Origin of the sequence: Flaviaesturariibacter aridisoli, assembly GCF_004343705.1 — a bacterium.
Classification (GTDB): Bacteria; Bacteroidota; Bacteroidia; order Chitinophagales; family Chitinophagaceae; genus Flavisolibacter; species Flavisolibacter aridisoli.
The window spans coordinates 12838-37539 of record NZ_SKFH01000035.1; the positions used below are offsets into that span (position 1 = coordinate 12838).

29 protein-coding genes are annotated in these 24702 nt (G+C 60.2%); 11 read left to right on the plus strand and 18 right to left on the minus strand.

Annotated elements, in window-relative coordinates; genetic code table 11:
- Window positions 1-64: 64 nt before the first annotated feature.
- Window positions 65-1159: a tRNA 2-thiouridine(34) synthase MnmA gene (gene mnmA, locus E0486_RS15650; protein WP_131853471.1), complete on the minus strand. Its 1095-nt coding sequence runs from the start codon at window positions 1157-1159 to the stop codon at window positions 65-67.
- Between the two features lie 244 nt (window positions 1160-1403).
- Between mnmA and E0486_RS15655 the strand changes: the two genes are divergently transcribed.
- A complete protein-coding gene (locus E0486_RS15655; RefSeq protein WP_131853473.1) occupies window positions 1404-2453 on the plus strand; it encodes a hypothetical protein in 1050 nt (349 codons plus the stop codon).
- Between the two features lie 309 nt (window positions 2454-2762).
- Here E0486_RS15655 and E0486_RS15660 read toward each other — a convergent pair whose 3' ends face one another.
- The 7 genes from E0486_RS15660 to E0486_RS15690 all read right to left on the minus strand — a co-directional run bounded on the left by E0486_RS15660 (window position 2763) and on the right by E0486_RS15690 (window position 6801).
- Window positions 2763-3122 (minus strand): hypothetical protein, encoded by a 360-nt coding sequence (locus E0486_RS15660; RefSeq protein WP_131853475.1) that lies wholly within the window; start codon window positions 3120-3122, stop codon window positions 2763-2765.
- Entirely contained in the window at window positions 3119-3733 is a 615-nt protein-coding gene (locus E0486_RS15665) for an RNA polymerase sigma factor (RefSeq protein WP_131853477.1), read from the minus strand. The genes E0486_RS15660 and E0486_RS15665 overlap by 4 nt, the downstream gene beginning before the upstream one ends.
- Window positions 3734-3874: 141 nt before the next feature.
- Window positions 3875-4309 carry a sulfite exporter TauE/SafE family protein gene (locus E0486_RS15670; protein ID WP_131853479.1) on the minus strand — a complete coding sequence of 145 codons (435 nt, stop codon included), beginning with the start codon at window positions 4307-4309 and terminating at the stop codon, window positions 3875-3877.
- Between the two features lie 10 nt (window positions 4310-4319).
- A complete protein-coding gene (locus tag E0486_RS15675) occupies window positions 4320-4877 on the minus strand; it encodes an inorganic diphosphatase (protein ID WP_131853481.1) in 558 nt (185 codons plus the stop codon).
- Window positions 4874-5233 carry a fluoride efflux transporter FluC gene (locus E0486_RS15680; RefSeq protein ID WP_131853483.1) on the minus strand — a complete coding sequence of 120 codons (360 nt, stop codon included), beginning with the start codon at window positions 5231-5233 and terminating at the stop codon, window positions 4874-4876. Before E0486_RS15680 ends, E0486_RS15675 begins: the two co-directional genes overlap by 4 nt.
- A 4-nt stretch (window positions 5234-5237) precedes the next feature.
- Window positions 5238-5645 (minus strand): nuclear transport factor 2 family protein, encoded by a 408-nt coding sequence (locus E0486_RS15685; RefSeq protein WP_131853485.1) that lies wholly within the window; start codon window positions 5643-5645, stop codon window positions 5238-5240.
- A 118-nt stretch (window positions 5646-5763) separates the two neighbouring features.
- Entirely contained in the window at window positions 5764-6801 is a 1038-nt protein-coding gene (locus E0486_RS15690) for a PhoH family protein (RefSeq protein ID WP_243697462.1), read from the minus strand.
- A gap of 299 nt (window positions 6802-7100) precedes the next feature.
- On the opposite strand from E0486_RS15690, the gene E0486_RS15695 reads away from it, so the two are divergent.
- From E0486_RS15695 to E0486_RS15710, 4 genes are all read left to right on the plus strand, one after another.
- Window positions 7101-7331 (plus strand): hypothetical protein, encoded by a 231-nt coding sequence (locus E0486_RS15695; protein ID WP_131853489.1) that lies wholly within the window; start codon window positions 7101-7103, stop codon window positions 7329-7331.
- A gap of 97 nt (window positions 7332-7428) precedes the next feature.
- Window positions 7429-9168 carry a hypothetical protein gene (locus E0486_RS15700; RefSeq protein ID WP_131853491.1) on the plus strand — a complete coding sequence of 580 codons (1740 nt, stop codon included), beginning with the start codon at window positions 7429-7431 and terminating at the stop codon, window positions 9166-9168.
- Window positions 9168-9899 (plus strand): glycosyltransferase family 2 protein, encoded by a 732-nt coding sequence (locus tag E0486_RS15705; RefSeq protein ID WP_131853492.1) that lies wholly within the window; start codon window positions 9168-9170, stop codon window positions 9897-9899. The genes E0486_RS15700 and E0486_RS15705 overlap by 1 nt, the downstream gene beginning before the upstream one ends.
- A gap of 73 nt (window positions 9900-9972) precedes the next feature.
- Window positions 9973-10413 carry a single-stranded DNA-binding protein gene (locus E0486_RS15710; protein ID WP_131853495.1) on the plus strand — a complete coding sequence of 147 codons (441 nt, stop codon included), beginning with the start codon at window positions 9973-9975 and terminating at the stop codon, window positions 10411-10413.
- Window positions 10414-10475: 62 nt separating this feature from the next.
- On the opposite strand, the gene E0486_RS15715 is transcribed toward E0486_RS15710, so the two are convergent.
- Window positions 10476-11429: a TolB family protein gene (locus tag E0486_RS15715; protein ID WP_131853497.1), complete on the minus strand. Its 954-nt coding sequence runs from the start codon at window positions 11427-11429 to the stop codon at window positions 10476-10478.
- 155 nt (window positions 11430-11584) lie between these two features.
- Between E0486_RS15715 and E0486_RS15720 the strand changes: the two genes are divergently transcribed.
- Window positions 11585-12679, plus strand: a complete 1095-nt coding sequence (locus E0486_RS15720) for an Ldh family oxidoreductase (protein WP_131853499.1) — start codon at window positions 11585-11587, stop codon at window positions 12677-12679.
- Between the two features lie 11 nt (window positions 12680-12690).
- Window positions 12691-14010: an aspartate kinase gene (locus tag E0486_RS15725; protein ID WP_131853501.1), complete on the plus strand. Its 1320-nt coding sequence runs from the start codon at window positions 12691-12693 to the stop codon at window positions 14008-14010.
- A 124-nt stretch (window positions 14011-14134) separates the two neighbouring features.
- Here the strand turns inward: E0486_RS15725 and queA are convergent, their stop codons facing one another.
- The 5 genes from queA to E0486_RS15750 form a co-directional block, all read right to left on the minus strand.
- Window positions 14135-15184 carry a tRNA preQ1(34) S-adenosylmethionine ribosyltransferase-isomerase QueA gene (gene queA / locus E0486_RS15730; protein WP_131853503.1) on the minus strand — a complete coding sequence of 350 codons (1050 nt, stop codon included), beginning with the start codon at window positions 15182-15184 and terminating at the stop codon, window positions 14135-14137.
- A gap of 184 nt (window positions 15185-15368) precedes the next feature.
- A complete protein-coding gene (locus E0486_RS15735; RefSeq protein ID WP_165917369.1) occupies window positions 15369-16283 on the minus strand; it encodes a phosphatase PAP2 family protein in 915 nt (304 codons plus the stop codon).
- 196 nt (window positions 16284-16479) lie between these two features.
- A complete protein-coding gene (locus tag E0486_RS15740; protein WP_131853507.1) occupies window positions 16480-18147 on the minus strand; it encodes an ABC transporter ATP-binding protein in 1668 nt (555 codons plus the stop codon).
- Complete coding sequence (locus E0486_RS15745; RefSeq protein WP_131853509.1) at window positions 18147-18545, minus strand: hypothetical protein; 399 nt, start codon at window positions 18543-18545, stop codon at window positions 18147-18149. Before E0486_RS15745 ends, E0486_RS15740 begins: the two co-directional genes overlap by 1 nt.
- A 60-nt stretch (window positions 18546-18605) precedes the next feature.
- Complete coding sequence (locus tag E0486_RS15750; protein ID WP_131853511.1) at window positions 18606-19376, minus strand: AMP nucleosidase; 771 nt, start codon at window positions 19374-19376, stop codon at window positions 18606-18608.
- A 30-nt stretch (window positions 19377-19406) separates the two neighbouring features.
- Here E0486_RS15750 and E0486_RS15755 point away from each other — a divergent pair, with 30 nt between their 5' ends.
- Entirely contained in the window at window positions 19407-19853 is a 447-nt protein-coding gene (locus E0486_RS15755) for a type I restriction enzyme HsdR N-terminal domain-containing protein (protein ID WP_131853513.1), read from the plus strand.
- Window positions 19854-19926: 73 nt separating this feature from the next.
- Here the strand turns inward: E0486_RS15755 and E0486_RS15760 are convergent, their stop codons facing one another.
- From E0486_RS15760 to E0486_RS15775, 3 genes are all read right to left on the minus strand, one after another.
- Complete coding sequence (locus tag E0486_RS15760; RefSeq protein ID WP_131853515.1) at window positions 19927-20469, minus strand: hypothetical protein; 543 nt, start codon at window positions 20467-20469, stop codon at window positions 19927-19929.
- 266 nt (window positions 20470-20735) lie between these two features.
- On the minus strand, window positions 20736-21548 hold the full coding sequence (locus tag E0486_RS15765; RefSeq protein WP_131853517.1) for a sterol desaturase family protein: 813 nt from the start codon (window positions 21546-21548) through the stop codon (window positions 20736-20738).
- A 416-nt stretch (window positions 21549-21964) separates the two neighbouring features.
- The gene (locus E0486_RS15775) at window positions 21965-22195 is read right to left on the minus strand and encodes a hypothetical protein (protein ID WP_131853519.1); all 231 of its coding nucleotides are present in this window, start codon (window positions 22193-22195) and stop codon (window positions 21965-21967) included.
- 84 nt (window positions 22196-22279) lie between these two features.
- On the opposite strand from E0486_RS15775, the gene E0486_RS15780 reads away from it, so the two are divergent.
- On the plus strand, window positions 22280-22522 hold the full coding sequence (locus tag E0486_RS15780; RefSeq protein ID WP_131853521.1) for a hypothetical protein: 243 nt from the start codon (window positions 22280-22282) through the stop codon (window positions 22520-22522).
- A gap of 79 nt (window positions 22523-22601) precedes the next feature.
- On the opposite strand, the gene E0486_RS15785 is transcribed toward E0486_RS15780, so the two are convergent.
- Window positions 22602-23828, minus strand: coding sequence for a TCR/Tet family MFS transporter (locus E0486_RS15785; protein WP_131853523.1), 1227 nt, complete (start codon window positions 23826-23828; stop codon window positions 22602-22604).
- A gap of 224 nt (window positions 23829-24052) precedes the next feature.
- Here E0486_RS15785 and E0486_RS15790 point away from each other — a divergent pair, with 224 nt between their 5' ends.
- Window positions 24053-24325 (plus strand): hypothetical protein, encoded by a 273-nt coding sequence (locus E0486_RS15790; protein ID WP_131853525.1) that lies wholly within the window; start codon window positions 24053-24055, stop codon window positions 24323-24325.
- Window positions 24325-24513: a hypothetical protein gene (locus E0486_RS15795; RefSeq protein ID WP_131853527.1), complete on the plus strand. Its 189-nt coding sequence runs from the start codon at window positions 24325-24327 to the stop codon at window positions 24511-24513. Before E0486_RS15790 ends, E0486_RS15795 begins: the two co-directional genes overlap by 1 nt.
- The last annotated feature ends 189 nt before the right edge of the window (window positions 24514-24702 follow it).

The window sequence follows — 24702 nt, forward strand, 5'->3', positions numbered from 1 at the left end:
GTATTCAATCCCGGTGCCAGGCGGCAGCCCGGGTGTTTAAAACTACGGATAAATCGCCTACCGCCTAATACCGCTGGATGATCCCGCCGCCGATGACGTCGTTGCCCTCGTAGAATACGGCGCTCTGACCCGGTGCGATACCCTTGGCCTTTTCGAAAAAACGCACCTGCACGCCGCCGTCGGCGGGCACCAGTTCCGACACGGTGCCGGCGTCTTTGTAGCGGATCTTTGTTTTCGCCTCCATGCCTTCGCCGATGCCGTCGTACTTGATCCAGTTGATCTTGCCCACGAACATTTCATCGCGGTCGAGGTCGGCCTCGTCGCCGAGGGTCACGGTGTTGGTGTCGGGGTCGATGCTGGTTACATACACCGGCTTCCCGAAGGTGATGTCGAGGCCCTTGCGCTGCCCGATGGTATAGAAGGGGTAGCCCTTGTGGCGGCCAAGGATGTTTCCGGCTTTGTCCACGAACGCACCACCGGCCACGCGCTCCTCGAGCCCGTCCACCTTGCGTCGGAGGAAGCCGCGGTAGTCGTTGTCGGGCACGAAGCAAATCTCGTAGCTCTCGGCTTTCTTGGCCAGCTCGGGGTAGCCGAAATCGTGCGCCATCTGGCGGATCTCGGTCTTGCGGTAATTGCCCAACGGCAGAAGCGTGCGGCTCATCAGGTCCTGTTCGAGGCCCCACAGCACGTAGCTCTGGTCCTTCGTCTCGTCGATGCCCTTCGAAATATAGTAGCGGCCGTTGCCGTGCTGCGCCACGGAGGCGTAGTGACCGGTGGCGATGAACTCGCAGTCGAGGGCGTCGGCCCGCTTCAGCAGGGCGCGCCACTTGATGTGCGTATTGCACAGCACGCAGGGGTTGGGGGTGCGGCCGGCGAGGTATTCGTCCACAAAATTCTCCACCACGAAGGAGCCGAACTCGTCGCGGATGTCGAGGATGTAATGGGGGAAGCCGTGCTCAACGGCGGCGGCGCGCGCGTCGTTGAAGGAATCGAGGTTGCAGCAGCCGGTCTCTTTCTTGGAACCACCCGAGGCGGTGTAGTCCCAGGTTTTCATGGTAATGCCGACTACTTCATAGCCCTGCTCGTGGAGCATGAGGGCCGTTACGGTGCTGTCGATGCCGCCGCTCATGGCGACCAGCACTTTTCCTTTTTTGCTCATGTTTTCGGTCCTGCCCGGGAGTTCAAAGCTCCGGCCAGGGTGCAAAAATACAAAGGTTCTCAGGGTTTTCAGGGTTCTTAAGGGTTCTTTGGGTTTCCGTGGTTCCGGAAGTTCAGAAGGGTTTGGACGAGTTGTGGGCGGTTCGATCCCGGGGTTGCGATGGAAGCTCATAAAAAAACGGAAAAAATGCGTAAAGCGAACTACCGCCGAGCCTTATCTGATTACGCGCGGCTATCTTCGCGCCATGAAAGGATTTATCGGAATCTGCTGCGCGTTAACCCTGCTGGCCTGCAATGGCCAGGGCAAGGGCGGCAGCACCCAGAATGCCGACTCTGCCGGCAAGCAATCAAACCAATCGGTGAAAACGGCGCCACCCGGGACCGCGGAAAGCCGCCAGGCGGTGCTCGATACGGCCCGCTACGACTCGCTGATGCGCTACGTGGCCAACGGCGACACGTCGGGCCGCTGGCCGGTGAAGAACCAGCCCTACCCGCTGCCCGGCGCGATCCTGCCTTTCTACCGTCCCATCGCCTACTACGGCAACCTCTACTCCAACAAAATGGGCGCCCTCGGCAAATGGCCCAAGGCCCAGATGATCCCCAACCTGCTCGAGGAGGTGAAGAAGTGGAACGCCGCCGATACGGTCATCAAATCGATCCCCTCCCTGCACTATATCGCCGTTACCGCCCAGGGCGCGCCCGGCAAGGACGGAAAGTACCGCTACCGCATGCCGCTCCACCAGATCGACACGATCCTGAACTGGGCGAAGGAGATCAACGCCATCGTGTTCATCGACGTGCAGATCGGCCTCAGCACACTGCAGGACGAGATCCCGCTGTTTGAGAAATTCCTGTCGCTGCCCAACGTGCACCTCGGTATCGACCCCGAATTCGCCATGCTCGGCAAAGGCGGCAAAAAGCCCGGGTCGGTGATCGGTACAATCGATGCCGCGGACATCAACTGGGTGGGCGACTACCTTGCCAGCATCGTAAAGAAAAACAACCTGCCGCCCAAGATGTTCATGGTACACCGCTTTACCAAAGGAATGGTGACCAACTACGACAAGATCAAGCTGCGCCCCGAGTTGCAGATCATCATGGATATGGACGGCTGGGGCCCCCCGGACCTGAAGAAGGGCACGTACCGCTACTGGATCAACGAGCAGCCGGTGCAGTGGACGGGCTTCAAGCTGTTTTACGTGAACGACGTAGAGAAGTCGGGCCAGAAAGAAATGATGACCCGCGAGCAGGTGCTCGGCCTGAAGCCGAAGCCGGTTTACATTCAATACCAATAGCAAGTCTTACAATCAGAAGACCGACACCGGAAGCCTGATGTAAAAGCCCCCGCCATGCGGGGGCTTTTTGTGATACATAAGCAAGCGTAAGTCGTTACGTTCGAAAGAATCGTTACTGGCACCTTGTGCGGAAACGTGGATCGTATTCCGTCGGCATATCGTCTATTGGGCGGTCTTGCTGCCGTTGCCGGCAACTGGACACGCGCTGCTAAAGTAGAATGTCCCGATAAAACGGCGGGTCAGCGAACACGGCAATATGATGTACGGAATGGAACAGCTGCCTGTAGTAGATCAGCTACGCCGCGGCTGTTACTGGCCGGCCCTGAGGCGCACTACAAGGAAGGCCACGATGACCAGTAGTAATACGGTAACGAGTGTGAGCAGGAGCCAGGGCTCGATGCGGGCCGTCTTTCCGCGGCGGCTGCGGCGCTTCTGTGTTTTTTTCCGGAGGTCGTGATTGAGTGCGTCTACGATGCCGGGCAGCTTCCCGGAGTCGGGGAGGGCCTGCAGGCCCTCGAGTGCGTCGGCCTCGAAGTCGTTGTCGAGCAATTGCGCCTCCAGCTCGTGCTGCCGCTCGGGCGCGAGGTGGCCCTCCAGGTAGCGCAGCAGCGTTTCCTGGTCTACCTCGGAGTGGAGGCTGGATAATATGTCTTTGAGGCGCTCGTTCATAACGGGTTCTCTTTCAGCTTGCGCTCCAGCAGGATCCGCAGGTTGCGCTTGCCGTTCTGGATGTAGCTTTTGACCTGCAGCAGCGAGTAGCCGGTAGCGTCGCTGATCTGCTGGTAGCTCTTTTTTTCCAGGTAAAACAAAGTTACGCACTGGCGCTGCTCGTTGCCGAGTTCGCCCAGCGCCCATTCGAGGTGACGGTAGATTTGCTCGTTGGCCAACAGCTCGTCGCGGCGGTCTTCGGGTGCTGCGAACGAGTGGTCGTCGATATCCTGCATCCGCCGTCCCTGCGTACTGCGCAACTTCATCAGGCAATGGTTCTTGGCCACCATATACAGCCAGGATTTAAAAAAGTCGATCTTGAAGCGGCCTGCTTCGGTGAGCACTTTTAGAAACACCTGCTGCACCGCGTCGCGGGCTTCCTGTTCGTCTTTTAGGTACTTGAGGCATACGCCGAGCAGCAACAGGGTATAGCGCTCCAGCAGGTGGCCGAGCCATTCCTGGTCGCCGCTGGCGTAGTACTGGGCCAGCAGCTCGTTGTCGGTCATATGGGGCACGCGGGGCGGCAGAAGCGTCGGTTTGCTGTAAAGATGCGGAATCGGCCGGAATTCCATACGGCAATCGGCAATCGGTAATCGGTAAATCGCGATGCGCGGCAAAAAGAACGGATGCCGAAGGCATCCGTTGTAAGTAGGTATACTCCCTTTCCAAAGGGAAGGGCAGGAGGGGGGCTTCCACGCTTCACGCTTCACGCTTCACGAGTCCTGCGGCGCGCGGGGCACGGTCGCGGTCTCATTGGTTCGTGCCACTTCCTTGATCTTTTTGTCCAGGAAGAGCATTTTAAAAGCAATAAGAATGAGCATGATGGCGAAGATCTTTTTCACCGTGTCCTGCGGAAGGGAAAGCGCAATGCGGCTTCCTACATACCCGCCAAGCACGAAGCCGAGGGCCACGAGCCACACGGCGTGCCAGCTGACGTACTCCTGCCGGTGAAACTGCCATACGGCCAGGATGCCCACGGGGAGCAGCAGGATGCCGAGCGAGGTGCCCTGGGCCATCTTTTGCGAGTAGCCGAGGAAGTAAACCAGCGCCGGAACGATGACGATGCCGCCGCCGATCCCGACGAGGCCACCCAGGATACCGGCAACGAGACCAACGATCAGCAGGATCAGCACCAGTTGAGCGTCCATGTGTTTGGTATTAGTGCGTGAAGTTTTCACGGTATAAATCTATGGCATCGCCGATGATCTTGTAAGCGGTTTCGCGCGGCTGGAAATCTTCGATGATCACTTCCTTGTTCTCGAGCACCTTGTATTGCTCGAAATAGTTCTTCAGCTCGTTGAAGAAGTGGCGCGGCAGGTCGCTGATCTCGCGCATGTGGTTTACGGAGGGGTCGTTGGCGGCGATGGCGATGATCTTGTCGTCTTCCTCGCCGTTGTCGATCATCTGCATGTTGCCGATGACGGTGGCTTCCACGAGGCAGAGCGCCTGGATGGACTGCGAGCAGAGCACGAGGATGTCGAGTGGGTCACCGTCGAGGCCGAGCGTCTGTGGAATAAAGCCGTAGTTGACGGGGTAGTGAAACGACGAGTAGATGACGCGGTCGAGCTTGAGCAGGCCGGTTTCCTTGTCGATCTCATACTTCGTGCGGGAGCCCTGCGGGATCTCGATGAGGGCGTTCACCTGTGTCGGAGCGTCGGCGCCATAGGTGGCGCCGTGCCAGGGATGCAGCACCTGCAGGCTGGGGATTTTCTTCATGAGGGAATTGCTTTGTAGCCCGCGAAGGTAGCCAGCAAACCGCCAAGGAAGGTGCCCGCAGCGTATAAAAAGAAGGAGAGGTTCCGTTGCTGCTGGAGCAACGCATTGCTTTCCTGCGAAAAGGCCGAGAGCGTGGTAAAGCCGCCACAGAAGCCGCTCATCAGTAGTTGCCGGCCACTGTCGGGCATGGAGCCCCGGTCGGCGAGGCCCCAGAACAGACCCATCAGGAGGCAGCCCGCCAGGTTAACACCCAGGGTGCCCCAGGGGAATGCCCCGACGTTGAAAAAGTACTGCAGGGCGAAGCGGAGCATGCTGCCCATCGCGCCACCCAGCCCAACCCAGAGGAACGCTTTCATGGACTTATTTAGGAGTGCTGAGGTAGGTGTATTTGAGGTCTACGAGCCATTTGCCGGCCGAGCGGAACACCAGGAGCGAATCGCGCGTCTGGCGGTAGGAGTTGTCGTATACGATGATGCTGCTGCTATCGTTGACCTTGCGGGTGTCGTAGATGCGGATGGTGGCATCCTGGTAGTGACGGTTCTCCTCGCGGCTCAGGCGCGAGCGCTGATCGGCGGCAACCTTCAGCAACTGGCTGTTGGCGGAGTCGGTGAGCATATACTCACGTGCCTTGTCGAAGTCGTTGTTCAGGGATGCGCGCAGGAAGTTGCGGGCAGCATCCATATCGCTGTCGGAGGTCGTGGGCGGTGTCGTGTCGGAGCATCCGCACAGGAGCACAAGGCCGAGGGCTGGCAGCAGGAGTTTCGTCATTGCTGCAAAGAAAGCGACAATCTGCAAAAGGGAGCCATGAGAGTTGTCACCCCTGGTTAGCCCGTGTGATAAAAAAAGCCGCGGAGGGTTCCGCGGCTTTGGTTCCAAAAGTACTTCCTCAGGAGGGCTGGCCTTCGTCGGGGCGCTTCGGCGCATAGCGCTGGCGGCGCTCGGCACGTTCGGCTTCCTCGGCTTCGGCTTCGCGCTGGCCTTCTTTGTCGTACGCCTTCAGAATGGCCTTCACCAAGCGGTGGCGCACTACGTCTTCTTCGTCCAGCTCGATGTAGCCGATGCCGTCGATGTTGCGCAGGATGCTGCTCGCCTTGCCCAGTCCCGAGCGCTGGTTGCGCGGAAGGTCCACCTGCGTCAGGTCGCCGGTAATAATGGCCTTGGCGTTGCCGCCGATGCGGGTGAGGAACATCTTGAGCTGCAGGTCGGTCGCGTTCTGTGCTTCGTCGAGGATGATGAAGCAGTTGTCCAGCGTGCGGCCGCGCATGTAAGCCAGCGGCGCGATCTCGATGGTGCGGGTCGACATGTAGTATCCGAGCTTATCGGCCGGGATCATGTCGTCGAGCGCATCATAGAGCGGGCGCAGGTAGGGGTCGATCTTTTCCTTCAGGTCGCCCGGAAGGAAGCCAAGGCTTTCACCGGCCTCCACGGCGGGGCGCGTGAGGATGATCTTTTTCACCACCTTGTTCTTCAGCGCGCGCACGGCCATGGCCACGGCGGTATAGGTCTTACCCGTACCGGCAGGCCCGATGGCAAATACGATGTCGTTCTTCTCGGCGGCGGTCACCAGGCGCTTCTGGTTGGCCGTGCGGGCGCGAACGGTCTTTCCGTTGGGGCCAAATACCAGCACATCGGCCGGGTTTCGCTCCACGAAGTTGTCGACCGTTTCGGCGTCGTCGCCGCCGAGCACCTGCTCAAAGTAGTTATCGCTCATGTGCCCGTTGCGCTCCAGGTACTGGATCAGCAGCTCGATCTTTTCGCGGGCGCCGTCCACTTGTTCGGGCGCGCCACTGAGTTTGAGCTGTGTGCCGCGGGAGAGGATTTTGAGCAGGGGAAATTTTTTCTTGAGGATGTCCAGCTTTCCGTTGTTGACGCCAAAGAATTCAATGGGGTTGACGGTTTCCAGATTGATGATCGTGTCTCTCAATGATGGTAGGTTTTCAGGTAAAAAATCCGGCGAGGGCCGCAGTAGCATCCAAGTTGTTCGTGACTACGACAGTTAGCCTCCTGGGCCAGCGCTGCGGTAGTGACTTGTTTACATTGTGAATTAAATAATTGTGCCGGGAATTGCCAAAACCGGTTTTCCACGGGGTGTTATTTGCGCACATGTTATACCCATTCCGGTCTCTCAAATTTACCCAATCGGGTGTGAACGGGGTGTTACCTAAACGTTACAAAAACGGGAAATGGTGTGCTCTTTGCAGCGGTCGTAGAAACCCCTTTTTTATGAGCGAGCATACCGGAAATCAGGTGCACAATCAGCAGACGCGCGGCCACCAGGAAGGCCAGATGCAGAACACGCGTGCGGGCAACAGCAACCGTAGCCAGGGCTTGTCGGACATCCAGCCCGGCCAGCAGCAGGTAAGCAGCGAGCAGGGCGCCTCGGGCGAGACTGAAAGCGATCGCGCCAACCGCAACGAGGACGAAGGCGTCCGCGGCGGCAACAGCTCCATCTAAGCGGCTCGATGTCGTATGGCTTCCGTAAGAAGCCAGTGGGAATGCCGGGTTTTTCACCCGGCATTCCTGTTTGCGCCGGAGCCAATACCTTTACCCAATGTCGGCCCGCCAAAACTTCGCCAGGCTATGCTACCTGATCGCAGCTGCCTGGATCCTCGCCATCGGCTTCTTTTTTTACCCGAAGTGGACCAGGCCGCAAACCGAGGCCACCATCAGCTGGGATGTGACCGGCTACTATTTCTATCTTCCTTCGCTCTTCATCTACCACGACCTGAAGCAACAGGCTTTCAAGGACCGCATCACGCAGGAATACAACCCGACGCCCACGGGCTACCAGTCGTACCGCGACACGGCGAGCGGCAACCTGGTAATGAAGTATTCCAGCGGGATGTCGGTCGCCTTTCTCCCGGCATTCACCGTTGCCCATGTCATTGCGAAAGCGGGCCCCTGGAAGGCCGATGGATTTTCGACGCCTTACCAGGCGGCGATCAGCATCCAGGGACTGCTCGTGGCGCTGCTCGGGCTCTATTTCCTGCGGTGCCTGCTGCAACGTTACTTTTCACCGGTGTCCACCGGCATCGTGCTCCTCGTGTATGCCTTCGCCACCAACTACCTCGAATACGCCGCCATCAACAACGGCATGACCCATAGCTACCTCTTCACGATGTATGCGGGGCTGCTGCTGCTGACGATCGGCTACTACGAAAGCCCGCGCCGCGGCCGCGCGCTCGCTATCGGTGCGCTTTGCGGTTGGATGGCGCTGATGCGCCCCACCGAAGCCTGCAGCGTGCTGCTGCCGTTGTTCTGGGGCATCGGCAGCACGCGGGCGCTTGGCGAACGCTGGCGGTTCTGGCGGCAGCACGCGGGCCAGCTGGCACTAGCCGCCGCGGCCATGATCGCGGTGGGCTCGCTGCAGCTTGTTTACTGGAAATACGTCACAGGGCATTGGGTCGTTTATAGTTACGGCGACGAAGGCTTTCATTTCATCCACCCGCACTTCGACGACTGCTTGTGGAGCTTCCGCAAGGGCTGGCTGATATACACGCCGGTGATGGCGCTTTCGCTGGCGGGCTTTGCGGCGTTGTGGAAGAAAAGCCGGGAGCTGTTCTGGCCCGTCCTGGGTTTTAGTCTTGTGTTTTGCTACCTCGCTTTCAGCTGGAGCACCTGGTGGTACGGCGGCGGCCTCGGACAGCGGGCCCTCATCCAGTTGTATCCCGTGCTCGGTTTCCCGATGGCGGCGCTGCTGGAGCGCCTGCGGCGTCCGCTGACACGGGGCGTCGTGTTGCTTTTTACGCTGTTTTGTACTTATTACAATCTCTGGCTGCATTACCAGGGCCACTACGGCGGCCTGCTGGAGCCGGAGTTCATGACCTACCCGTACTGGAAAAAGATCTTCCTGCGCTACCACTTGAGCGACGACCGGGTGAAGCTGCTCGATGCGGGCTACGAGTACCCCGGCACACCGGCCTGCAGCGAAACGGTGTACCAACGCAGCGACACGCTGGCGGCCCTTCCGGGGCCGGAGTTTCTCGACGTCACCCTGCTCGGGCCGGTAGCCGGCAAAAGCTGGCGGCGGATCTACCTCACGGCCTTTTCGCCCGACCGCGAATGGGACCTCTGGAAATACCACCTGCTGTATATGAAAGAGAAAAGAGGCAGTGCGGTGATCAGCACCAACCAGGTGCGCCTAGAGCGCCTGATGCCCGGCAACGGACCGTCTACGATGTGGCTCGACCTGAAGCTGGAAGACGAGCGCGACAGCATCGAAATATTCGTTCACAACCTGGGCAGCGCCAAGCCGCTGTACCTTACCAACGTCAAAATCATCGCTTTTTAATGCCTGCTGAAACGCTGCCCCTGCTCTCGGTCGTGTTACCGGTCTTTAACGAGCAGAATTATATCTACGAGGTTCTTTCCAGAGTGTGCCGTGCCGACGTTCCCGGCGTGACCCGCGAGCTGGTGGTGGTAGACGATGCGAGCACCGACGGAACGGCGGCCGAAGTGGAACGGTTTATCAGCGACCATCCCGGTTATGAAGTGCGGTTTTCCCGCCACGCGCAAAACCAGGGCAAAGGCGGCGCCGTGCAGACCGCCATCGGCGTGGCGCGCGGCGACTTCCTGCTGATCCAGGATGCCGATTTCGAATACGATCCTTCCGACTACCCCGACCTCGTGGGTCCGTTGGTCAAGGGGCAGGCAGATGTGGTCTACGGATCGCGGTTCATCGGCAGCAAGCCCCACCGCGTGCTGTTCTTTTACCACTATATGGCCAACCGCTTCCTGACGACCCTGTCCAATTGGTTTACCAACCTCAATCTCACCGATATGGAGACCGGCTATAAGGCCTTCCGGATCGACGTGTTGCGGCCGCTGCGGCTGTATGAAAAGCGCTTCGGCTTTGAGCCCGAGATCACCGCCAAGATGTCGCGCGTGCCGCGGGTGCGGATCTACGAGGTCGGGATTGCCTACCACGGGCGCACTTACGAGGAAGGGAAAAAGATCAACTGGAAAGACGGCGTGAAAGCCATCTGGTATGTGCTCAAATACAACACCTGGGCCCGCCGCTGAGCGGCTCTTTTAAGAATTCCCGGGGCGGGAGAGCCGCCGGAATTTCGTATCTTTCCACTCTAATTTGAGCACTATGATTAAAATGCAAGTAATTGGCAATCTGGGCAAAGATTGCGTCGTTAACACCGTTAACGGAAAGAATGTGATCAACTTTACGGTGGCCCACACCGAGAAGTACAAAGACAGCCAGGGCAACCAGCAGGAAAAAACCACCTGGGTGGATTGCGCCTACTGGACCGACCGCACCGCTGTAGCCCCTTACCTTACCAAAGGCAAGCAGGTGTATGTGGAAGGCCAGCCCGAAGTACGCAGCTATACGCGCCAGGACGGCACCGCGGGTTCTTCCCTGTCGATGCGCGTGCGCGAACTGCAACTGATCGGCGGCAGCCGCAACGAAAATGAAGGCGGCGGCGGTTACGGACAGCAGTCCTACGGCCAGCAGCAACCCGCGCCGCAGCGCCAGAGCGCACCGGCCGCCGGTGGCGACGACATGGCCGACGACCTGCCGTTCTGATTCAACAGCCACAAAAAAACAAAAGCTCCCGCGAGGGAGCTTTTTTCATTACCGCAAGTTATTTACATCAATATCGCCTTCACGCTCCACAGGTCGGCATAGCTGCTGATCGAAGGCTTGTTCTTCGGCGCACCGGCGTTGGAGGTGAAATAAATGGTGTTGTCGGGGCCGAAGGTCGGGTACCAGTTGACGGTGTTGCCCTGCGTCACCTGGGTGACCGAGGAGCCGTCGGCTTTCATCACGAACACATGCGCACTCTGGTCGTCGCGCGTGGAGGAGAACACGATCATCTTGCCGTCTTTCGAGTAGCTCGCGTGGAAGCTGCTGAAGTCGCCGGAGGTCAGCTGCGTGCTCTGGCCGGTCTTCATGTCGTAGGTAAAGATCTGCTGGAATTTACCCACGTCCTTGGCGTACAGGAAGCTTTGGCCGTTGGGCGCCCAGGAGCCGTACGATCCTTCGGTGAGCACCGTGAAGTTGTTGCCGTTCGGGTCCATCAGGCACATCTGGTATGCCGAGCCGATGCGGCTTTGGAAGAGGATCTTCTTGCCGTCGGGCGAGATGTTGGGATAGGAGTCGTTCTCACCCATCGCCGAGGGTGTGATGTAGGCAATGCCGTTGTTGCCTTCGATGCCGCCGCGGCAGATCACGGGCTTGGCGGGCCGGTAATAGGTGTACAGGAAGTCTTTCGAATTGGGCATCCAGGAGCCTTCGGCGGTGCTGGCGCCGATGATGGGCGTGCGGCCCGGCTGCCCGATGTTGATGTAGACGAGTCCGAAGCGGTCGCTGCCGGTCTTGTTGTCGTCGCGGGTATAGAACAGCACTTTCTTGCCGTCGGGAGAAACACGCGGGTAGTATTCCGAAATCGGGTCGTTGCTGAGGCGGATCAGCTCACGGGCGTTGCCGGTGGTGCCGGGTGCATTGTCGGGGATGAGCGGCTTCTTGACAGCTGTTACGGAACTGCAGCCCTGGATGATGTAGGCAAGGGCGCAAAAGGAGAGGAGTCGGAACTGTTTCATAAAAAAGTTTGTCGGGTTTAAGAATGTGAAGCCGCAGGTGCGTCAACGGGTCAAACGTAGGGTGGCCGCCTTGCGCCGCGAATACCTAATTATGAGTAAAATGCCGGTGGCCGTTGCAGTCGGGTCGCAAAACGGAGCGGCTTATCTTCGCGGCCATGAGTACCCGGCTGTTTTCCTACGACGAGTTGTATGCTTTTTCCGAAACCATTTTCCGGTCCATTGGCTGCACCGCCGACGATGCGCGCCTGGCGGCCCGCGTGCTGCTGTCGGCTGATCTCCGCGGCGTCGATTCGCACGGTATCGCCCGCCTCAGCGGTTATGTGCGCCTGTGGGATGCGCAGCGTGTGAAAGCCGATGCGCAGGTGCGGGTGCTCCACGAAACGCCCTCCACTGCCACCGTCGACGGCGACAGCGGCCTAGGTCTTGTTGTAGCCCCCAAAGCGATGCAGATCGCCATCGACAAGGCGAAGCAGGTGGGTTCGGGCTGGGTGAGCGTGCAGAACTCCAATCACTTCGGCATCGCCGGCTACCACGCCATCATGGCGCTGGAGCACGATATGATCGGCATCGCCCTTACCAATGCGAGCCCTCTGGTAGCGCCTACGTTTTCGGTGGAGCGACTGCTTGGTACCAACCCCATTTGCGTGGCCGTGCCGGCCGGGAGCGAGCCGCCCTTCGTGGCGGATATGGCCACTACAACGGCCGCAAACGGAAAGCTAGAGATCCTGCAGCGCAAGAACGGCGTGGCGCCACACGGGTGGATCCAGGATAAGGAAGGCGCCCCCGCGACCGACCCGCACGAGCTGAAGGCCGGCGGCGCGCTGCTGCCCCTCGGCGGCGACCGCGAGCATGGCTCGCACAAAGGTTATGCGCTCGGCGCGGTTGTAGATATACTGTCCGCCGTCCTCAGCGGCGCCAATTACGGCCCCTGGGTGCCACCCTTCCCGGCCTACGTACCGATGCCTACCGGTATGCCCGGCAAAGGGATCGGTCACTTTTTCGGGGCCCTGCGGGTGGACGCCTTCCGTCCCGCGGCGGAATTCAAGGAGCATATGGACAACTGGATCCGCCGCTTCCGCAGCGCAACGCCCATCAGCGGGCAGGAGCGCGTGCTCATTCCCGGCGATCCCGAGCGGGAGTCGGAAACGCAGCGCCGTACCGGAGGAATGCCGCTGCTGGAGCCCGTCGTAGCTGACCTGCGTTTCCTGTCGGAGAAATTTAGCATTCCGATGCCCCCGGGCAGGGCGTAATTTTGCGGTCCATGAAGATTATGAAGTTCGGCGGTACCTCCGTTGGAAAACCCGCCCGCATGCACGAGGTGGCCCGTCTCGCAACGGCCGATAAGGAGCCTAAGATCGTAGTGCTCAGCGCCGTCAGCGGCACCACCAATGCCCTCGTGGCCATCAGCCAGAAGCTGGCCCTCGGCGAGCGTGACGCGGCCCGCCTGGCCATCGACGCGCTGGAAACGCAGTACCAGAATTTTATTGCCGAACTCGTGCATACCGATGCCGCGCTGGAAAAGGCACGCGCCGTGCTGCAGGAGCACTTCGAATTCCTGCACATCATCCTGCGCATTTCCTGGAGCGAAGCCCTCAACAAGGATATCCTCGCCCAGGGCGAGCTGCTGTCCACCAAGCTGTTCTGCACCTATCTTGAAGAGCAGGGCCTCCGTTACGCGCTGCTGCCGGCGCTCGACTTCATGCGTATCGACGAGCACGAGGAGCCGCAGCTGGATACGATCCGGACGCTCCTCGGCGCCATGCTCCAGCAGCACGCCGGCACCGGCCTGTTTGTGACGCAGGGTTTTATCTGCCGCAATGCGCGCGGCGAGGTGGACAACCTGAAGCGCGGCGGATCGGATTACAGCGCATCGCTCATCGCCGCTGCCGCCGGCGCCTCGGTATGCGAAATCTGGACCGACATCAACGGCATGCACAACAACGATCCGCGCGTGGTAGATCGCACCCTGCCTGTATCGCGACTTAGCTTCGACGAGGCAGCCGAGCTCGCTTATTTCGGCGCCAAGATCCTCCACCCGGCCTCCATCTGGCCCGCGCAGCAGCACAACGTGCCGGTGAAGCTGCTCAACACGATGGACCCAGGCGCGGAAGGCACCCTCATTACGGGCGATGCGACAGCTCCCGGCGCCAAGGCCATTGCAGCGAAGGACGGCATTACGGCAGTGAACATTAAAAGCAGCCGCATGCTGCTCGCCTACGGCTTCCTGCGCCGTGTGTTTGAAATATTCGAAAAGCACCGCACGTCCATCGATATGATCACCACCTCCGAGGTGGCCGTTTCCGTCACCATCGACAACGCATCGGCGCTGCCGGCGATCCTCGAGGAGCTCGGCGCCCTCGGCACCGTGTCGGTGGACGGAGACCAGGCGATCGTTTCCATCGTAGGGCAGGAGATCGCCTCCGACACGTCGATGCTGCAACGCGTATTCAGCAGCCTCGAAGGTGTAGAAATACGGATGGTGAGCTATGGCGGGTCGCTGCACAACATCTCGCTGCTGGTAGCGGCGGATAAAAAGAAGGACGTGCTCCAGCGCCTGAATAAGGGCGTGTTCGGGCTTTAGATCTCCCCCCGGCCCTCTCGGGTACGGTGACGGAGACGCAACCAGAAAACGAAAGCCCCGATGTTTTTGACATCGGGGCTTTTTGGTCCCCTCTCCGTATACCGGAAAGGGAGTAGGAGTGAGGTTACACGATCAGCATCGCATCGCCATAGCTGAAGAAGCGGTACTTATCCTTGATCGCTTTCTTATACGCTTCCATCATCAGGTCATAGCCGGCAAAGGCGCAGGCCATGATGAGCAGGCTCGTTTTGGGCAGGTGGAAGTTGGTCACCAGCGCATCGGCGATGTTGAATTCGTAGGGCGGGTGGATGAACGTGTTGGTCCAGCCTTCGGAAGGCTTCAGCAGCCGCTGGGCCGTAAAACTCGACTCGAGGGCACGCATCGTGGTGGTGCCGATGGAGCAGATGCGGCGGTTCGTTTCCTTGGCCTTGTTTACAATTTTGCAGGCCGTATCGTCGATGCGGTAGTACTCGGCATCCATCTTGTGCTTGCTCAGGTCTTCCACCTCGATGGGGCGGAAGGTGCCGAGGCCGGTGTGCAGCGTTACTTCGGCAAAGCGCACGCCTTTGATCTCGCAGCGCTTGATCAGCTCGCGGCTGAAATGCAGGCCCGCGGTGGGGGCGGCAACGGCGCCTTCGTACTTCGCATATACGGTCTGGTAGCGCTCGCGGTCCTCGTCATCGGGCTTGCGCTTGATGTATTTGGGCAGCGGCGTTTCGCCGTGCTTCTCCAGGATATCGCGGAAGGCGTTGTCGTCGCCTTCGAAAAGGAACTTGATGGTGCGGCCACGCGAGGTGGTGTTGTCAATCACTTCGGCCACCAGGTCTTCGTCGTCGCCGAAGTAAAGCTTGTTGCCCACGCGGATCTTGCGGGCGGGGTCAACGATAACGTCCCAGAGACGGTGTTCTTTGTTGAGCTCACGCAGCAGGAAGACCTCGATCTTGGCGCCGGTCTTTTCCTTGCGGCCGTACATTCTTGCGGGAAATACCTTGGTGTTGTTCACCACAAAGGCATCTTTGTCGTCGAAATAATCCAGGATGTCGCGGAAGTTTCGGTTTTCGATCTCGCCGGTTTTGCGGTGGATCACCATCATCCGGGAGTCTTCGCGTTTTTTGGAGGGATTCTGCGCGATCAGGTTGAGCGGCAGGTCAAACTTGAATTGAGACAGCTTCATGGAGTATACTTCAGATTTTTGGCCGCGAGCCGAAAACGGGGCAAGGAGGTGCGCCAGGGGCGCCCGTGCAGAAGTACCTCCCAGTCCCCGGTCTTACGGCACCGGGCCTGGATATGCGTTTAAGGCCGCGAAGGTAGGGAATATCGGACAAAGCCGGCCCCGTAAAATGCAGGCGGCGGGAACGTCAGAAGGCCGCCGTCAGTGAGGGCGTTTCATTAAAAGCCTTACGCAGCTTGAATTTCTTTTTGGCGGGCTTCCACGTTACGCCCAGGCCAGAGCCGTATTCGTTGTAGGTAACCCCGAACTCCACCTGCTTCTGTCGGATCTTGTGCAGCGACGGGATGCCGACACCCGATACCGCGCCGACCAGCAGGCCGATGAATACGTCGGAGGGAAAGTGCGCCAGCGCCTTCACACGGGCATATCCTACAAACAAGGGTGGAAGAGCAGCCAGCCCATAGAGCAGGTACTTTTTCTTCCCGATCTCGGGGTGGTAGTCTGAATAGACCTTCACGGCGAAGAACGTGGCCGCAGCGGCATTGGCAGCATGCCCGCTGAACATCGAGTTTCGGTTGCCGCCGCGCAGGCGCTCCCCTTCTTCGAAATTGTCGTAGTAGGCGATGGGGCGCAGGCGATTCTGGAAGGACGGCCCCAGGGGGCTGTAATTATACACCGTAAATGTGACGGCCTGTGCCTCGTAAAACATCAGGGCCACTTTCCAGCCGTCTTTGCGTACGTTCTTATCGAGGAAGATGCTGAGCGATGCCGCCACGGTTGCCGGCAGGCCGATGTCGGAGATCTTGAACCACTGGTCGCGCTGGTTCGGATTCTGTTCGACCGCCCAGCGGTCGAGCGGGCTCAGGATGTCGGAACGGATGGCGGCGACTTCCGCCGGCGACAGGTCTTTTTTGGCGTGCAGGATGGTCGGTATGGCGAGGAAGTTGCCGACGGTCATGGCCGCACTGAGCGGCATCGTCACCCAGGGATTCACCTTGTACACGATCTGCTTTACCTGGCGGCTTTGCGGATCCTTGGCGGCGCCCTCCGGCGACACGCGCACCACGGTGTCGACGTGTTCCTTGTGCTGTGCCCGCAACACGGAAGGCAGGAAAAGGAGGAAAATGAGAAGCCGGGACAGGCCTGGGGGATGTAAGCGCCGTACAAAATTCATACGCCGGGCACTAAAAAAGCCGTGCCACGAAGGGAATGTAAGGCGTCGGATGCCTGATGCCGGATAACCATGGATTTGCCGGGCGGATGGATTGCTATTCCGAAGAAACAACCGGCACCCGCGATCAAATCTCCGCGATCCTGCCGGGGATCGCTGCCAGCAATTCCCTGGTGTATGACTCTTTCGGGTGGAGGTACACATCGTCGGCGGTGCCGAGCTCTACAATACGACCGGCCTGCATCACGGCGATCCGGTCGCTCATATAGCGCACCACCGACAGGTCGTGGGAGATGAACAGGAGGGTGAGCCCGAGCTCGCGTCGCAGGTCGTTGAGCAGGTTGAGCACCTGCGCCTGCACGCTCACGTCGAGGGCCGACACCGATTCGTCGCACACCAGCAGCGACGGGTTGAGCGTGAGGGCGCGGGCGATGACGATGCGCTGGCGCTGTCCGCCCGAGAAAGCGTGCGGGTGCCGGGAGGCGGCGCTCTCGGGCAGTCCCACCAGGTCGAGCAGTGCCCGCGCGCGCTTCCGGCGCTGCGCCAGGCCCATGCCGAGGCGCAGGGCCAGCGGCTCCTCGAGGGCTTCGCCTACGGTCAGTTTTGGATTAAGGGCCGAATAAGGATCCTGGAATACGAGCTGCACATCGCGGCGGAAGTCCGCCACCTCGGCCCGCGACAGGTGTTGCAGGTCGCGGTCGCCCACGCGCACGGTGCCCGAAGCCGGTGTCACCAGGCGCAGCAGCGTTCGGCCCAGCGTCGATTTACCACAACCAGATTCACCCACAAGTCCCAGCACTTCGCCCTTAAAAATGTCGAGGCTCACAGCGTCCACAGCTGTAAAGCTTTTTACTGTTTTGCCCCACAGGTTGGTCTGCACCGGGAAGCGGACGACCAGGTCGCGGATTTCAACGGCTTTCCCGGTGCCGGGCTCGGGGAGGGGCTGTGTGGGCGCTGCGGCAGTGCCGCCCCCCAGGAAGTCGGCCACCACGGGCAGGCGTTTCCCGCGCGGGTGCAGGGCGGGGCGGCAGGCCAGCAGGGCCTTTGTATAGGGATGGTCGGGACGAGCCAGCCGTTCGGCCGTGGGCCCCGTCTCCAGCAGGGAACCCTGGTAAAGTACCGCCACGCGGTCGGCGATCTCTGCCACCACGCCGAGGTCGTGGGTAATGAACAGGACGGTCATTCCCAACTCCTGCTGCAGGTCGCGGATAAGGGCCAGGATGGAGCGCTGCACAGTGACGTCGAGGGCGGTCGTGGGCTCGTCGCAAATGAGCAACGCCGGCCGGCAGCAAAGAGCGATGGCGATCATCACGCGCTGCTTTTGCCCGCCGCTGAGCTGGTGTGGGTAGCGGCCGAGCATCGCCTCCGGGTCGGGGAGGCGCACCTTGCCCAGCCATCCCAGGGCGGCGCGGCGCGCTTCAGCGCGCGACAGCTTCTGGTGTTTTTGCAACACCTCTATCAGCTGGCGGCCGCAGGTAAGTACAGGGTTGAGCGCCGTCATCGGCTCCTGGAAGATCATCGCGATGCGGTTGCCGCGCAGTGCTTCAAGGCGTTTGGGCGCCAGTTGCAGCAGGTCGACGGGCCCGGAATCGTCTGTAAATTCCAATGCGCCCGACACGCGCGCGGCCGTTGGCAGCAGGCGCAGCAGCGACAGGGCCGTGACCGACTTTCCGGAACCCGATTCGCCCACGAGGGCCAGCAGCTCACCGCGGCGCAGCTCCAGCGACAGCGGCTCGAGCACGGTGCGGTCGCCGAAGGCTACCGACAGGTTCCGTATGGCCAGCAGCACGCTCATCAGGGTTGGCTGCAGGCGGCCGTCTGAACGCGGATGGCGAGCTTTTTCGGGGGGGTGGGGTAATAGGCGAGGCAAACGGCGCAGTTCTGCACGGAGCTGCTGTCAATGGTAAAATAAAACGCATCGCCTTGCCGGATGCCGGCGGGAAACGTGCAGGGGCTTCCCAGGCCGAACACGTTGCGGTAGGAAATGCCGGTTTGCTCATCGCGCCAGCTGCTTTCCACCAGCGCCGTATCGATTGCGCCTTCCAGCACGCTGACAGTGTAATTCATGCATAGGCCCTTTACCTCGAGACGGCCTTTGTAGCAGCCCACGGCGGGCTTTGGACTGTTCTTTTTACAACCGCCCTGCACCGATACGGCGGCGAGAACCAGGAGGCAAAGGGTAGCAAGCTTCATGAACTTCATCGGTTTTTATGCGGCTGACAGGACCGCTGTTGCAAACGTTGCACGGCGCCGTCAGAAACGCAGGTGGCGCACCGTGAGGCCGTCGTTGGCGAGTTGCTTCAGTGAGTCGATGCCGATTTTAATGTGGCGCTCCACGAACTGCTCGGTCACCTTGCGATCGCTTTCTTCGGTCTTGACGCCGTCGGGGGTCATCGGCGAATCGCTCACCAGCAGCAGGGCGCCGGTCGGGATCTTGTTGTAAAAGCCAACCGAGAAGATCGTCGCCGTTTCCATATCCACTGCGTAGGCGCGCACTTTCTGCAGGTATTCCTTGAACTGCTCGTCGTGCTCCCACACGCGGCGGTTGGTGGTGTATACGGTGCCGGTCCAGTAATCCACACCGTTGTCGCGGATGGTGGTGGAAATGGCTTTTTGCAGGGCGAAGGCCGGCAGGGCGGGCACTTCAGGCGGGAAGTAGTCGTTGGACGTACCCTCGCCGCGGATCGCTGCGATGGGCAGGATGAGGTCGCCGAGCTTATTGCGTTTTTTCAGGCCGCCGCATTTGCCGAGGAAGAGCACGGCCTTGGGCTCGATGGCCGTCAGCAGGTCCATCACGGTGGCTGCCGTGGGCGATCCCATGCCGAAGTTGATGATGGTGATGTTGTCGGCCGTAGCGCACTGCATCGGCTTGTCGTTGCCTACCACTTCCACCCCGTTCCACTCGGCGAACAGGCGCACGTAGTTGAAAAAGTTGGTCAGGAGGATGTATTCGCCAAAGTAGCTGAGGGGCTGGCCGGTGTAGCGCGGAAGCCAGTTCTTGACGATTTCTTCTTTTGTCTTCATGCACAAATATAAATCAATTAGGTTTGACCCATGATCGCCGTGTCGTACCCGGAGCCGCAATTCCGCTACAAAGAGGAAGGCGGCCGGCGTTACATCTTCGACGCGCTGCGCCGCCTCTGGCTCGTGCTGACTCCCGAAGAATGGGTACGCCAAAACTTCCTGCAGTACCTGCAACAGGTGCTCCACTACCCGGCGCCACTTATCGCGGTGGAAAAAGAGATCCGCCTCAACGACCTCAAAAAGCGTTTCGACATCCTCGTTTACGATGAGCGTCATCAGCCCTGGCTGCTGGTGGAATGCAAGGCACCCGAAGTGGCGCTGGCCCCGGCGGTGCTGGAGCAGGCGCTCCGCTACAACCTGTCGGTGCCCGTGGCCTACCTGGTGATCACCAACGGGGCGCACACGATGGCCTGGCAGAAAGGACCGGGCACCCTCAGCGAACTGGAGGCACTGCCGCACTGGTCGCCTGCCGGTTGACCGCCCACACGAAACCGGCCCCGCTTTCAAAGCCGGTGATCCTGTACCGCTTCTGCCCGAGTGGCAGCAGGTCCTACGCGTGTTCCATGAGGTCTGCCTTGGGGCCGGCGCCAGGTTGGCTGCGCACCCGTTGTCCCGCAGGCGCCGAGGCCGGTTCTTCCCGCGGCCCGGTAAGCACCGAAAAGTAGCGTCCATAAAATTCCTGCAGCAGCGACTCGAGCTGCATCCACAGCACTCGGTCGGCCGGCGGCACCAGCAGCGAGCGCTCCGATACGAGGTTGAAGCTCCGGGTAATATGGTAGCGCAGGAGGCGGTCGTCGGAAAGATGGTCGCTGCTGTTGCAAACCTTCACCTTGTTGAGCAGGGCCTCCAGCTCACGACGCTCCACGCGGGGATCGATGGGCCGGCCGTTTTCGAATTGCCGCTCCAGCTCCAGCAGGCGCCGCATCAGCCGGTCGGCTGATTCGCCGCCGCGGCGGTCGGCCACGCAGGATCGGTACAGCTGCACAAACAGGTACAGAACGAGGGCCAGCAGGAGCAAGTGCGGCACAGCCAGCAGCAGCGGTCCACCGGGCCGCAGCACCGGGCGAAAAGCGGTGGCAACATTCGATTCCATCTTCCATTTTTTATACTGCAGCGGCTGCAGCGCACACAAGGATGGCCCGGTCCGCGTCAGGCGTTCCCGGGCCGTTTCTTTCCGGTAGAATAGTAAGATAAGAGCCCCTGCTGCGGTGGCAACAGGAAGCAAACGGTGCCGGGATGCAGGTGGTGGCAGGATAGGGAGGTCGTGTAATTGCCCGAAAAATGGTGCCGGTTCCTGCGCCTGTCGGGAATGGGAGTATCCCGTACGGCCCGCCGGGACGCCGGTTCGTAAACCGGGTCTTAATCGGTCTCGTTGGGGTCGGGGCGGCTCGTTTTTCCCGCGATCTTCCGGCCGAAGAGCTCCCGGTACAGCGGGCTTTCGGTGCCCTTCCATTTGTCCCAGAACGTGAAATAGAGACCGTAGTTGTACCGGAATTGCTTGTGGTGCAGCGAGTGGTGCGTGGCGCCGATGAGCCAGCGGCCGAAAAAACGCCCCAGCGCGCCTTTCGGATAGACCTCGATGTCGAGGTGGTTGATGACCGAGCTGAAGGTCATGATCGTGAGCTGCGTCAGCACCACGTAGAGGTGCATCGGGAGGAGCAACAGGAGCGCGGGCAGGAAGAGCGCCTGCAGCACGCCTTCAAGCGGGTGGAACGAGAAGGCCGTCCACGGCGAGGTAATGTTGGAATCGTGGTGCACCTTGTGCAGCAGCCGGAACACGCGCGGGCGGTGCATCCAGCGGTGCAGCCAGTAATAATAGGTTTCGTGCGCCAGCAGGGCGATGACCAGCGATAGGGGTAGCCACCACAGCGGGTAGTCGTGCACGTCGAGGTACACCTTCGTATAGCCTTTCTGCCACAGGAGGGCCAGGCCGCTGCCGGCCACCGCGAACAGCGCCGCCGTGATGGTGCTCCAGGTCACTTCGCGGCGGTATTGCCCGGGTCGGTGGGGCCGCTCGTTGATCTTACGCGGCTGCCAGCGGTATTTTTGCCAGCGGTAGAACACGAGGTGGAACAGCCCGGCGATGAACACATAACGCCCGATCACCACAAGAAACACGACCAGCGTGGCCAGCAGGAAATACAGGGGATTGCCGAGGTCGGGTAGCTGCATGCAGGTAAAGGTAACAAGTAGGGGAGGGGAAAGTTTACCGTTTGAAGTTGGAAGTTTCCGGTTCCGCCAAAGGGCCACGTCGTGCGCCGGAATGAGCAAAGGACGCAGCGGAATGACGGCTCGGTGCAGCGGAATGACCGCGCGGTACAGCGGAACGGCCGGGCGGTACAGCAGAACGACCGGACGGTACAGCGGAACGGCCGGGCGGTACAGCAGAACGACCGGGCGGTACAGCAGAACGACCGGGCGGTGCAGCGGAATGACCGGGCGGTGCAGCGGAATGACCGCACGGACTGCAGGAATGGCAAAGCCGCGCACCGGAATGAACCGGCGAACTGCAGGAATGGCAGCCGGAAGCCGTGGAACGGCCGGCGGCGGTGCCCGGTGCCGGCCCACCCGGAAGGTAGCGGCGGGGATCAATCGTCCAGCAGGCCCTTGCCTTCCTCGTCGTCGGAAGCAATGGTCGTATCGCCGAGCTCGCCAAGCGGGGGCGCGTGCACGAATTCCTGCCCCGGGATATCCTGTACGTCGGGCAGCTCGAGCGTGCCTTCATCCGGCCGGAGCTTTTCCTCATCGCGGGGGCTGTCGTGCACATCGGAGCCGTCGCGTACTTCGGAGGCCTTCGGCTTTTTCTGGTCGTTTGCCATGCGTTTTCGTTTCCTCTTCCGGAGAAAAATCTGTGCCGGTTCACTTGTGGCACAATCCTGTTTGGTAAAAAGAAAAAACCCGTTATGGATCACAAGGAACCAGAAGATTTCCAGCGCGCGCAGCCCGCCGATGAAGGCCGGCGCAACGACCCGAACATCCGCGATGAATCCGGAGCGCAGCCCGGCGTGAACACGATGAGCTCCAGCCCTTACGATGAGGAGAACCAGCACACGACAAAGACTGCCGGCGACGGCTACAAAACACCGTTCGGATCAGATGCCGATAAGGCCTTCGATGATCCCGGTAGCGGCGCCGGGGGCAAGTGAAATTGAATAATCGTTACCGAGTAATTTTTGATGAATGCGGGGGGCATCGGCACCCAATTCTTTCCTTAAACATTAACCATTATTCAATGCGCGCGGCGGGCGCCGCGCGCAAGGTGCGGTAGGCCATCACGGTGCTGATGGCCAGCAGCAGCGAGCCCAGCAGGAAGGGGGCGCCGGCGAAGTGTACCGGCGTTTTCGGTCCCGTGAAATAAGCGAAGAGATTGGTCATGATGGCCGGGCCGAAGATGGAGGTGGCGCTCATCAGGCTGGTGAGCGAACCTTGCAGGGCACCCTGCTCGTTGTTGGGCACACCGCCGCTGATGATGGCCTGCAGTGCCGGCCCGCAGATGCCGCCGAGGCAATAGGGCACCATGATGGCGAACAGCATCCAGGTTTGCGAGGCGAAGGCAAACAGCAGCATCCCAAGCGCATAAAGCGCGAGGCCGAGGTACACGCTGCGCTCGTTGCCGATCTTCGGGTTGATGATCCGGATGAGGCCCGCCTGGGTGATGCCGATGAGTAATCCGAACATGCCCAGCGAAAGGCCGATCATCTTTTCGGTCCAGCCGAACTTTTCCGTCGTATAAAAATTCCAGTTGCTCTGGATGGCGTGCCCGGCGATGTATACGAGTATGAGCGCGCCTACCAGTCCGCTGACGGAAGGAAGGCGGCGGAAGAGCAGCAGGGGCGCGGTGGGGTTCGCGTTTCTCCAGCTGAAGGCGCGGCGGCGGTCGGCGGGCAGCGATTCGGGCAGGGCGAAGTAGCCGTACAGCACGTTCAGCAGGCAAAGACCGGCTGCCACGATGAAAGGCGTGCGTGGACCGAAAGAACCGAGCAACCCGCCGATGACTGGTCCGAGGATAAAGCCCATCCCGAAGGCGGCACCTACGATCCCGAAGTTTTTGGCGCGTGTTTCCTCGGTGCTGATGTCGGCAATGTACGCTGAGGCCGTTGTGAAGGAAGCGCCTGTGAACCCGGCAATGAGGCGGCCGACGAACAGCCAGCCGATGCTCGGTGCGAAGGAAAGAAACAGGTAGTCGACGCCGAAGCCGAGCAGCGAGAGCAGCAGCACCGGGCGCCGTCCGTACTGGTCGCTCAGGTTGCCGATGATGGGCGCGCAGGCAAACTGCATGGCGGCATAGGCCACCGTAAGGGCGCCGCCCCACACCGCTGCGTCGCTGATGTTGCCACCCGTGAGCGATTCTATCAGCTTGGGCATTACCGGGATGATGAGGCCCAGGCCCGTAATGTCTATGAGCAGGGTCAGGAAAATAAAGCGCAGGGCTGATTTGGGGTTGGGGGACATAGGCGTTTTTTGGGGCCCGGCAAAGTTGCGGTTTTTGCTTCAAAGCGGGGAAGATGGGGTGTTTTTGCAACAGTATAACGATCAGCTTCGCCGCTCCGAAAGCTCTTCCGATCGAAGCTCTTGCGGGAAACAGGCGTGCCGGCGCGTAGAAGCCCCTTATTTTAACAAACTGAAGGGGGCGGCACCTTATTTGAGCATTATTACCGTATTAAAGTACCCATCGTATGACCGTCCTCCAGTTTAAAGAGCTCCCTTCCCGCAAGAAGAAAATCACCGTGCTTCGTACCGGTTCGTTCCTGTGCGAGCGCAAACGAGGACTCCTGCGCACCATGCTGTATCAGGTGGACGGCTACTACGTGGAGATCTGGTTCCTGCGTTTCGGCCGCGAGGCGCTTTGGTATCACGCCTTCGACAACACGCAGGCATTGCAGCCCTACCTGAAGCAGATCGATATTTCCGGACTCCTCGGTAATCTTTCGCTGCAAAACAATCCCTGATGCATTACCCCGAAAAAGGACCCGCCGTCGTGCAGCCTGCGAATAGCGAAGAGGCCCGGCCGCAGGATATCGAGATCCGGCCCAATCCCAACCCACGCGCCAATGAAAACCTCGATGCAGCGCCCGGCGTGGAAAACGCCGATACGGAAGGCGTGGGGAGCGAGGTGACGGATGGAGAAGACGCCTAGGGAACAGAAGAAGAAATAAAGAATCAAGAAGAGAGCCCGGTCGAACGACCGGGCTTTTTCGTTGTAGGGAGGTCGTAAAGACGCACTATGTGCGTCTCGCGGAAAACCAGCTGCGTCTCGCGGAAAACCAGCTGCGTCTCGCGGAAAACCAGCTGCGTCTCGCGGAAAACCAGCTGCGTCTCGCGGAAA

What these genes read in the sequence shown, in the direction of transcription:
- queA (WP_131853503.1), bottom strand. Translation starts at nt 15,184, where the DNA reads ATGAAGCTGTCTCAATTCAAGTTTGACCTGCCGCTCAACCTGATCGCG.
- E0486_RS15790 (WP_131853525.1), top strand. Translation starts at nt 24,053, where the DNA reads ATGACCGTCCTCCAGTTTAAAGAGCTCCCTTCCCGCAAGAAGAAAATC.
- E0486_RS15685 (WP_131853485.1), bottom strand. Translation starts at nt 5,645, where the DNA reads ATGACGAAACTCCTGCTGCCAGCCCTCGGCCTTGTGCTCCTGTGCGGA.
- E0486_RS15670 (WP_131853479.1), bottom strand. Translation starts at nt 4,309, where the DNA reads ATGGACGCTCAACTGGTGCTGATCCTGCTGATCGTTGGTCTCGTTGCC.
- E0486_RS15780 (WP_131853521.1), top strand. Translation starts at nt 22,280, where the DNA reads ATGGATCACAAGGAACCAGAAGATTTCCAGCGCGCGCAGCCCGCCGAT.
- E0486_RS15750 (WP_131853511.1), bottom strand. Translation starts at nt 19,376, where the DNA reads ATGAAGACAAAAGAAGAAATCGTCAAGAACTGGCTTCCGCGCTACACC.
- E0486_RS15725 (WP_131853501.1), top strand. Translation starts at nt 12,691, where the DNA reads ATGAAGATTATGAAGTTCGGCGGTACCTCCGTTGGAAAACCCGCCCGC.
- E0486_RS15765 (WP_131853517.1), bottom strand. Translation starts at nt 21,548, where the DNA reads ATGCAGCTACCCGACCTCGGCAATCCCCTGTATTTCCTGCTGGCCACG.
- mnmA (WP_131853471.1), bottom strand. Translation starts at nt 1,159, where the DNA reads ATGAGCAAAAAAGGAAAAGTGCTGGTCGCCATGAGCGGCGGCATCGAC.
- E0486_RS15745 (WP_131853509.1), bottom strand. Translation starts at nt 18,545, where the DNA reads ATGAAGCTTGCTACCCTTTGCCTCCTGGTTCTCGCCGCCGTATCGGTG.
- E0486_RS15740 (WP_131853507.1), bottom strand. Translation starts at nt 18,147, where the DNA reads ATGAGCGTGCTGCTGGCCATACGGAACCTGTCGGTAGCCTTCGGCGAC.
- E0486_RS15660 (WP_131853475.1), bottom strand. Translation starts at nt 3,122, where the DNA reads ATGAACGAGCGCCTCAAAGACATATTATCCAGCCTCCACTCCGAGGTA.
- E0486_RS15655 (WP_131853473.1), top strand. Translation starts at nt 1,404, where the DNA reads ATGAAAGGATTTATCGGAATCTGCTGCGCGTTAACCCTGCTGGCCTGC.
- E0486_RS15665 (WP_131853477.1), bottom strand. Translation starts at nt 3,733, where the DNA reads ATGGAATTCCGGCCGATTCCGCATCTTTACAGCAAACCGACGCTTCTG.
- E0486_RS15775 (WP_131853519.1), bottom strand. Translation starts at nt 22,195, where the DNA reads ATGGCAAACGACCAGAAAAAGCCGAAGGCCTCCGAAGTACGCGACGGC.
- E0486_RS15705 (WP_131853492.1), top strand. Translation starts at nt 9,168, where the DNA reads ATGCCTGCTGAAACGCTGCCCCTGCTCTCGGTCGTGTTACCGGTCTTT.
- E0486_RS15695 (WP_131853489.1), top strand. Translation starts at nt 7,101, where the DNA reads ATGAGCGAGCATACCGGAAATCAGGTGCACAATCAGCAGACGCGCGGC.
- E0486_RS15720 (WP_131853499.1), top strand. Translation starts at nt 11,585, where the DNA reads ATGAGTACCCGGCTGTTTTCCTACGACGAGTTGTATGCTTTTTCCGAA.
- E0486_RS15710 (WP_131853495.1), top strand. Translation starts at nt 9,973, where the DNA reads ATGATTAAAATGCAAGTAATTGGCAATCTGGGCAAAGATTGCGTCGTT.
- E0486_RS15760 (WP_131853515.1), bottom strand. Translation starts at nt 20,469, where the DNA reads ATGGAATCGAATGTTGCCACCGCTTTTCGCCCGGTGCTGCGGCCCGGT.
- E0486_RS15680 (WP_131853483.1), bottom strand. Translation starts at nt 5,233, where the DNA reads ATGAAAGCGTTCCTCTGGGTTGGGCTGGGTGGCGCGATGGGCAGCATG.
- E0486_RS15785 (WP_131853523.1), bottom strand. Translation starts at nt 23,828, where the DNA reads ATGTCCCCCAACCCCAAATCAGCCCTGCGCTTTATTTTCCTGACCCTG.
- E0486_RS15700 (WP_131853491.1), top strand. Translation starts at nt 7,429, where the DNA reads ATGTCGGCCCGCCAAAACTTCGCCAGGCTATGCTACCTGATCGCAGCT.
- E0486_RS15755 (WP_131853513.1), top strand. Translation starts at nt 19,407, where the DNA reads ATGATCGCCGTGTCGTACCCGGAGCCGCAATTCCGCTACAAAGAGGAA.
- E0486_RS15675 (WP_131853481.1), bottom strand. Translation starts at nt 4,877, where the DNA reads ATGAAGAAAATCCCCAGCCTGCAGGTGCTGCATCCCTGGCACGGCGCC.
- E0486_RS15795 (WP_131853527.1), top strand. Translation starts at nt 24,325, where the DNA reads ATGCATTACCCCGAAAAAGGACCCGCCGTCGTGCAGCCTGCGAATAGC.
- E0486_RS15715 (WP_131853497.1), bottom strand. Translation starts at nt 11,429, where the DNA reads ATGAAACAGTTCCGACTCCTCTCCTTTTGCGCCCTTGCCTACATCATC.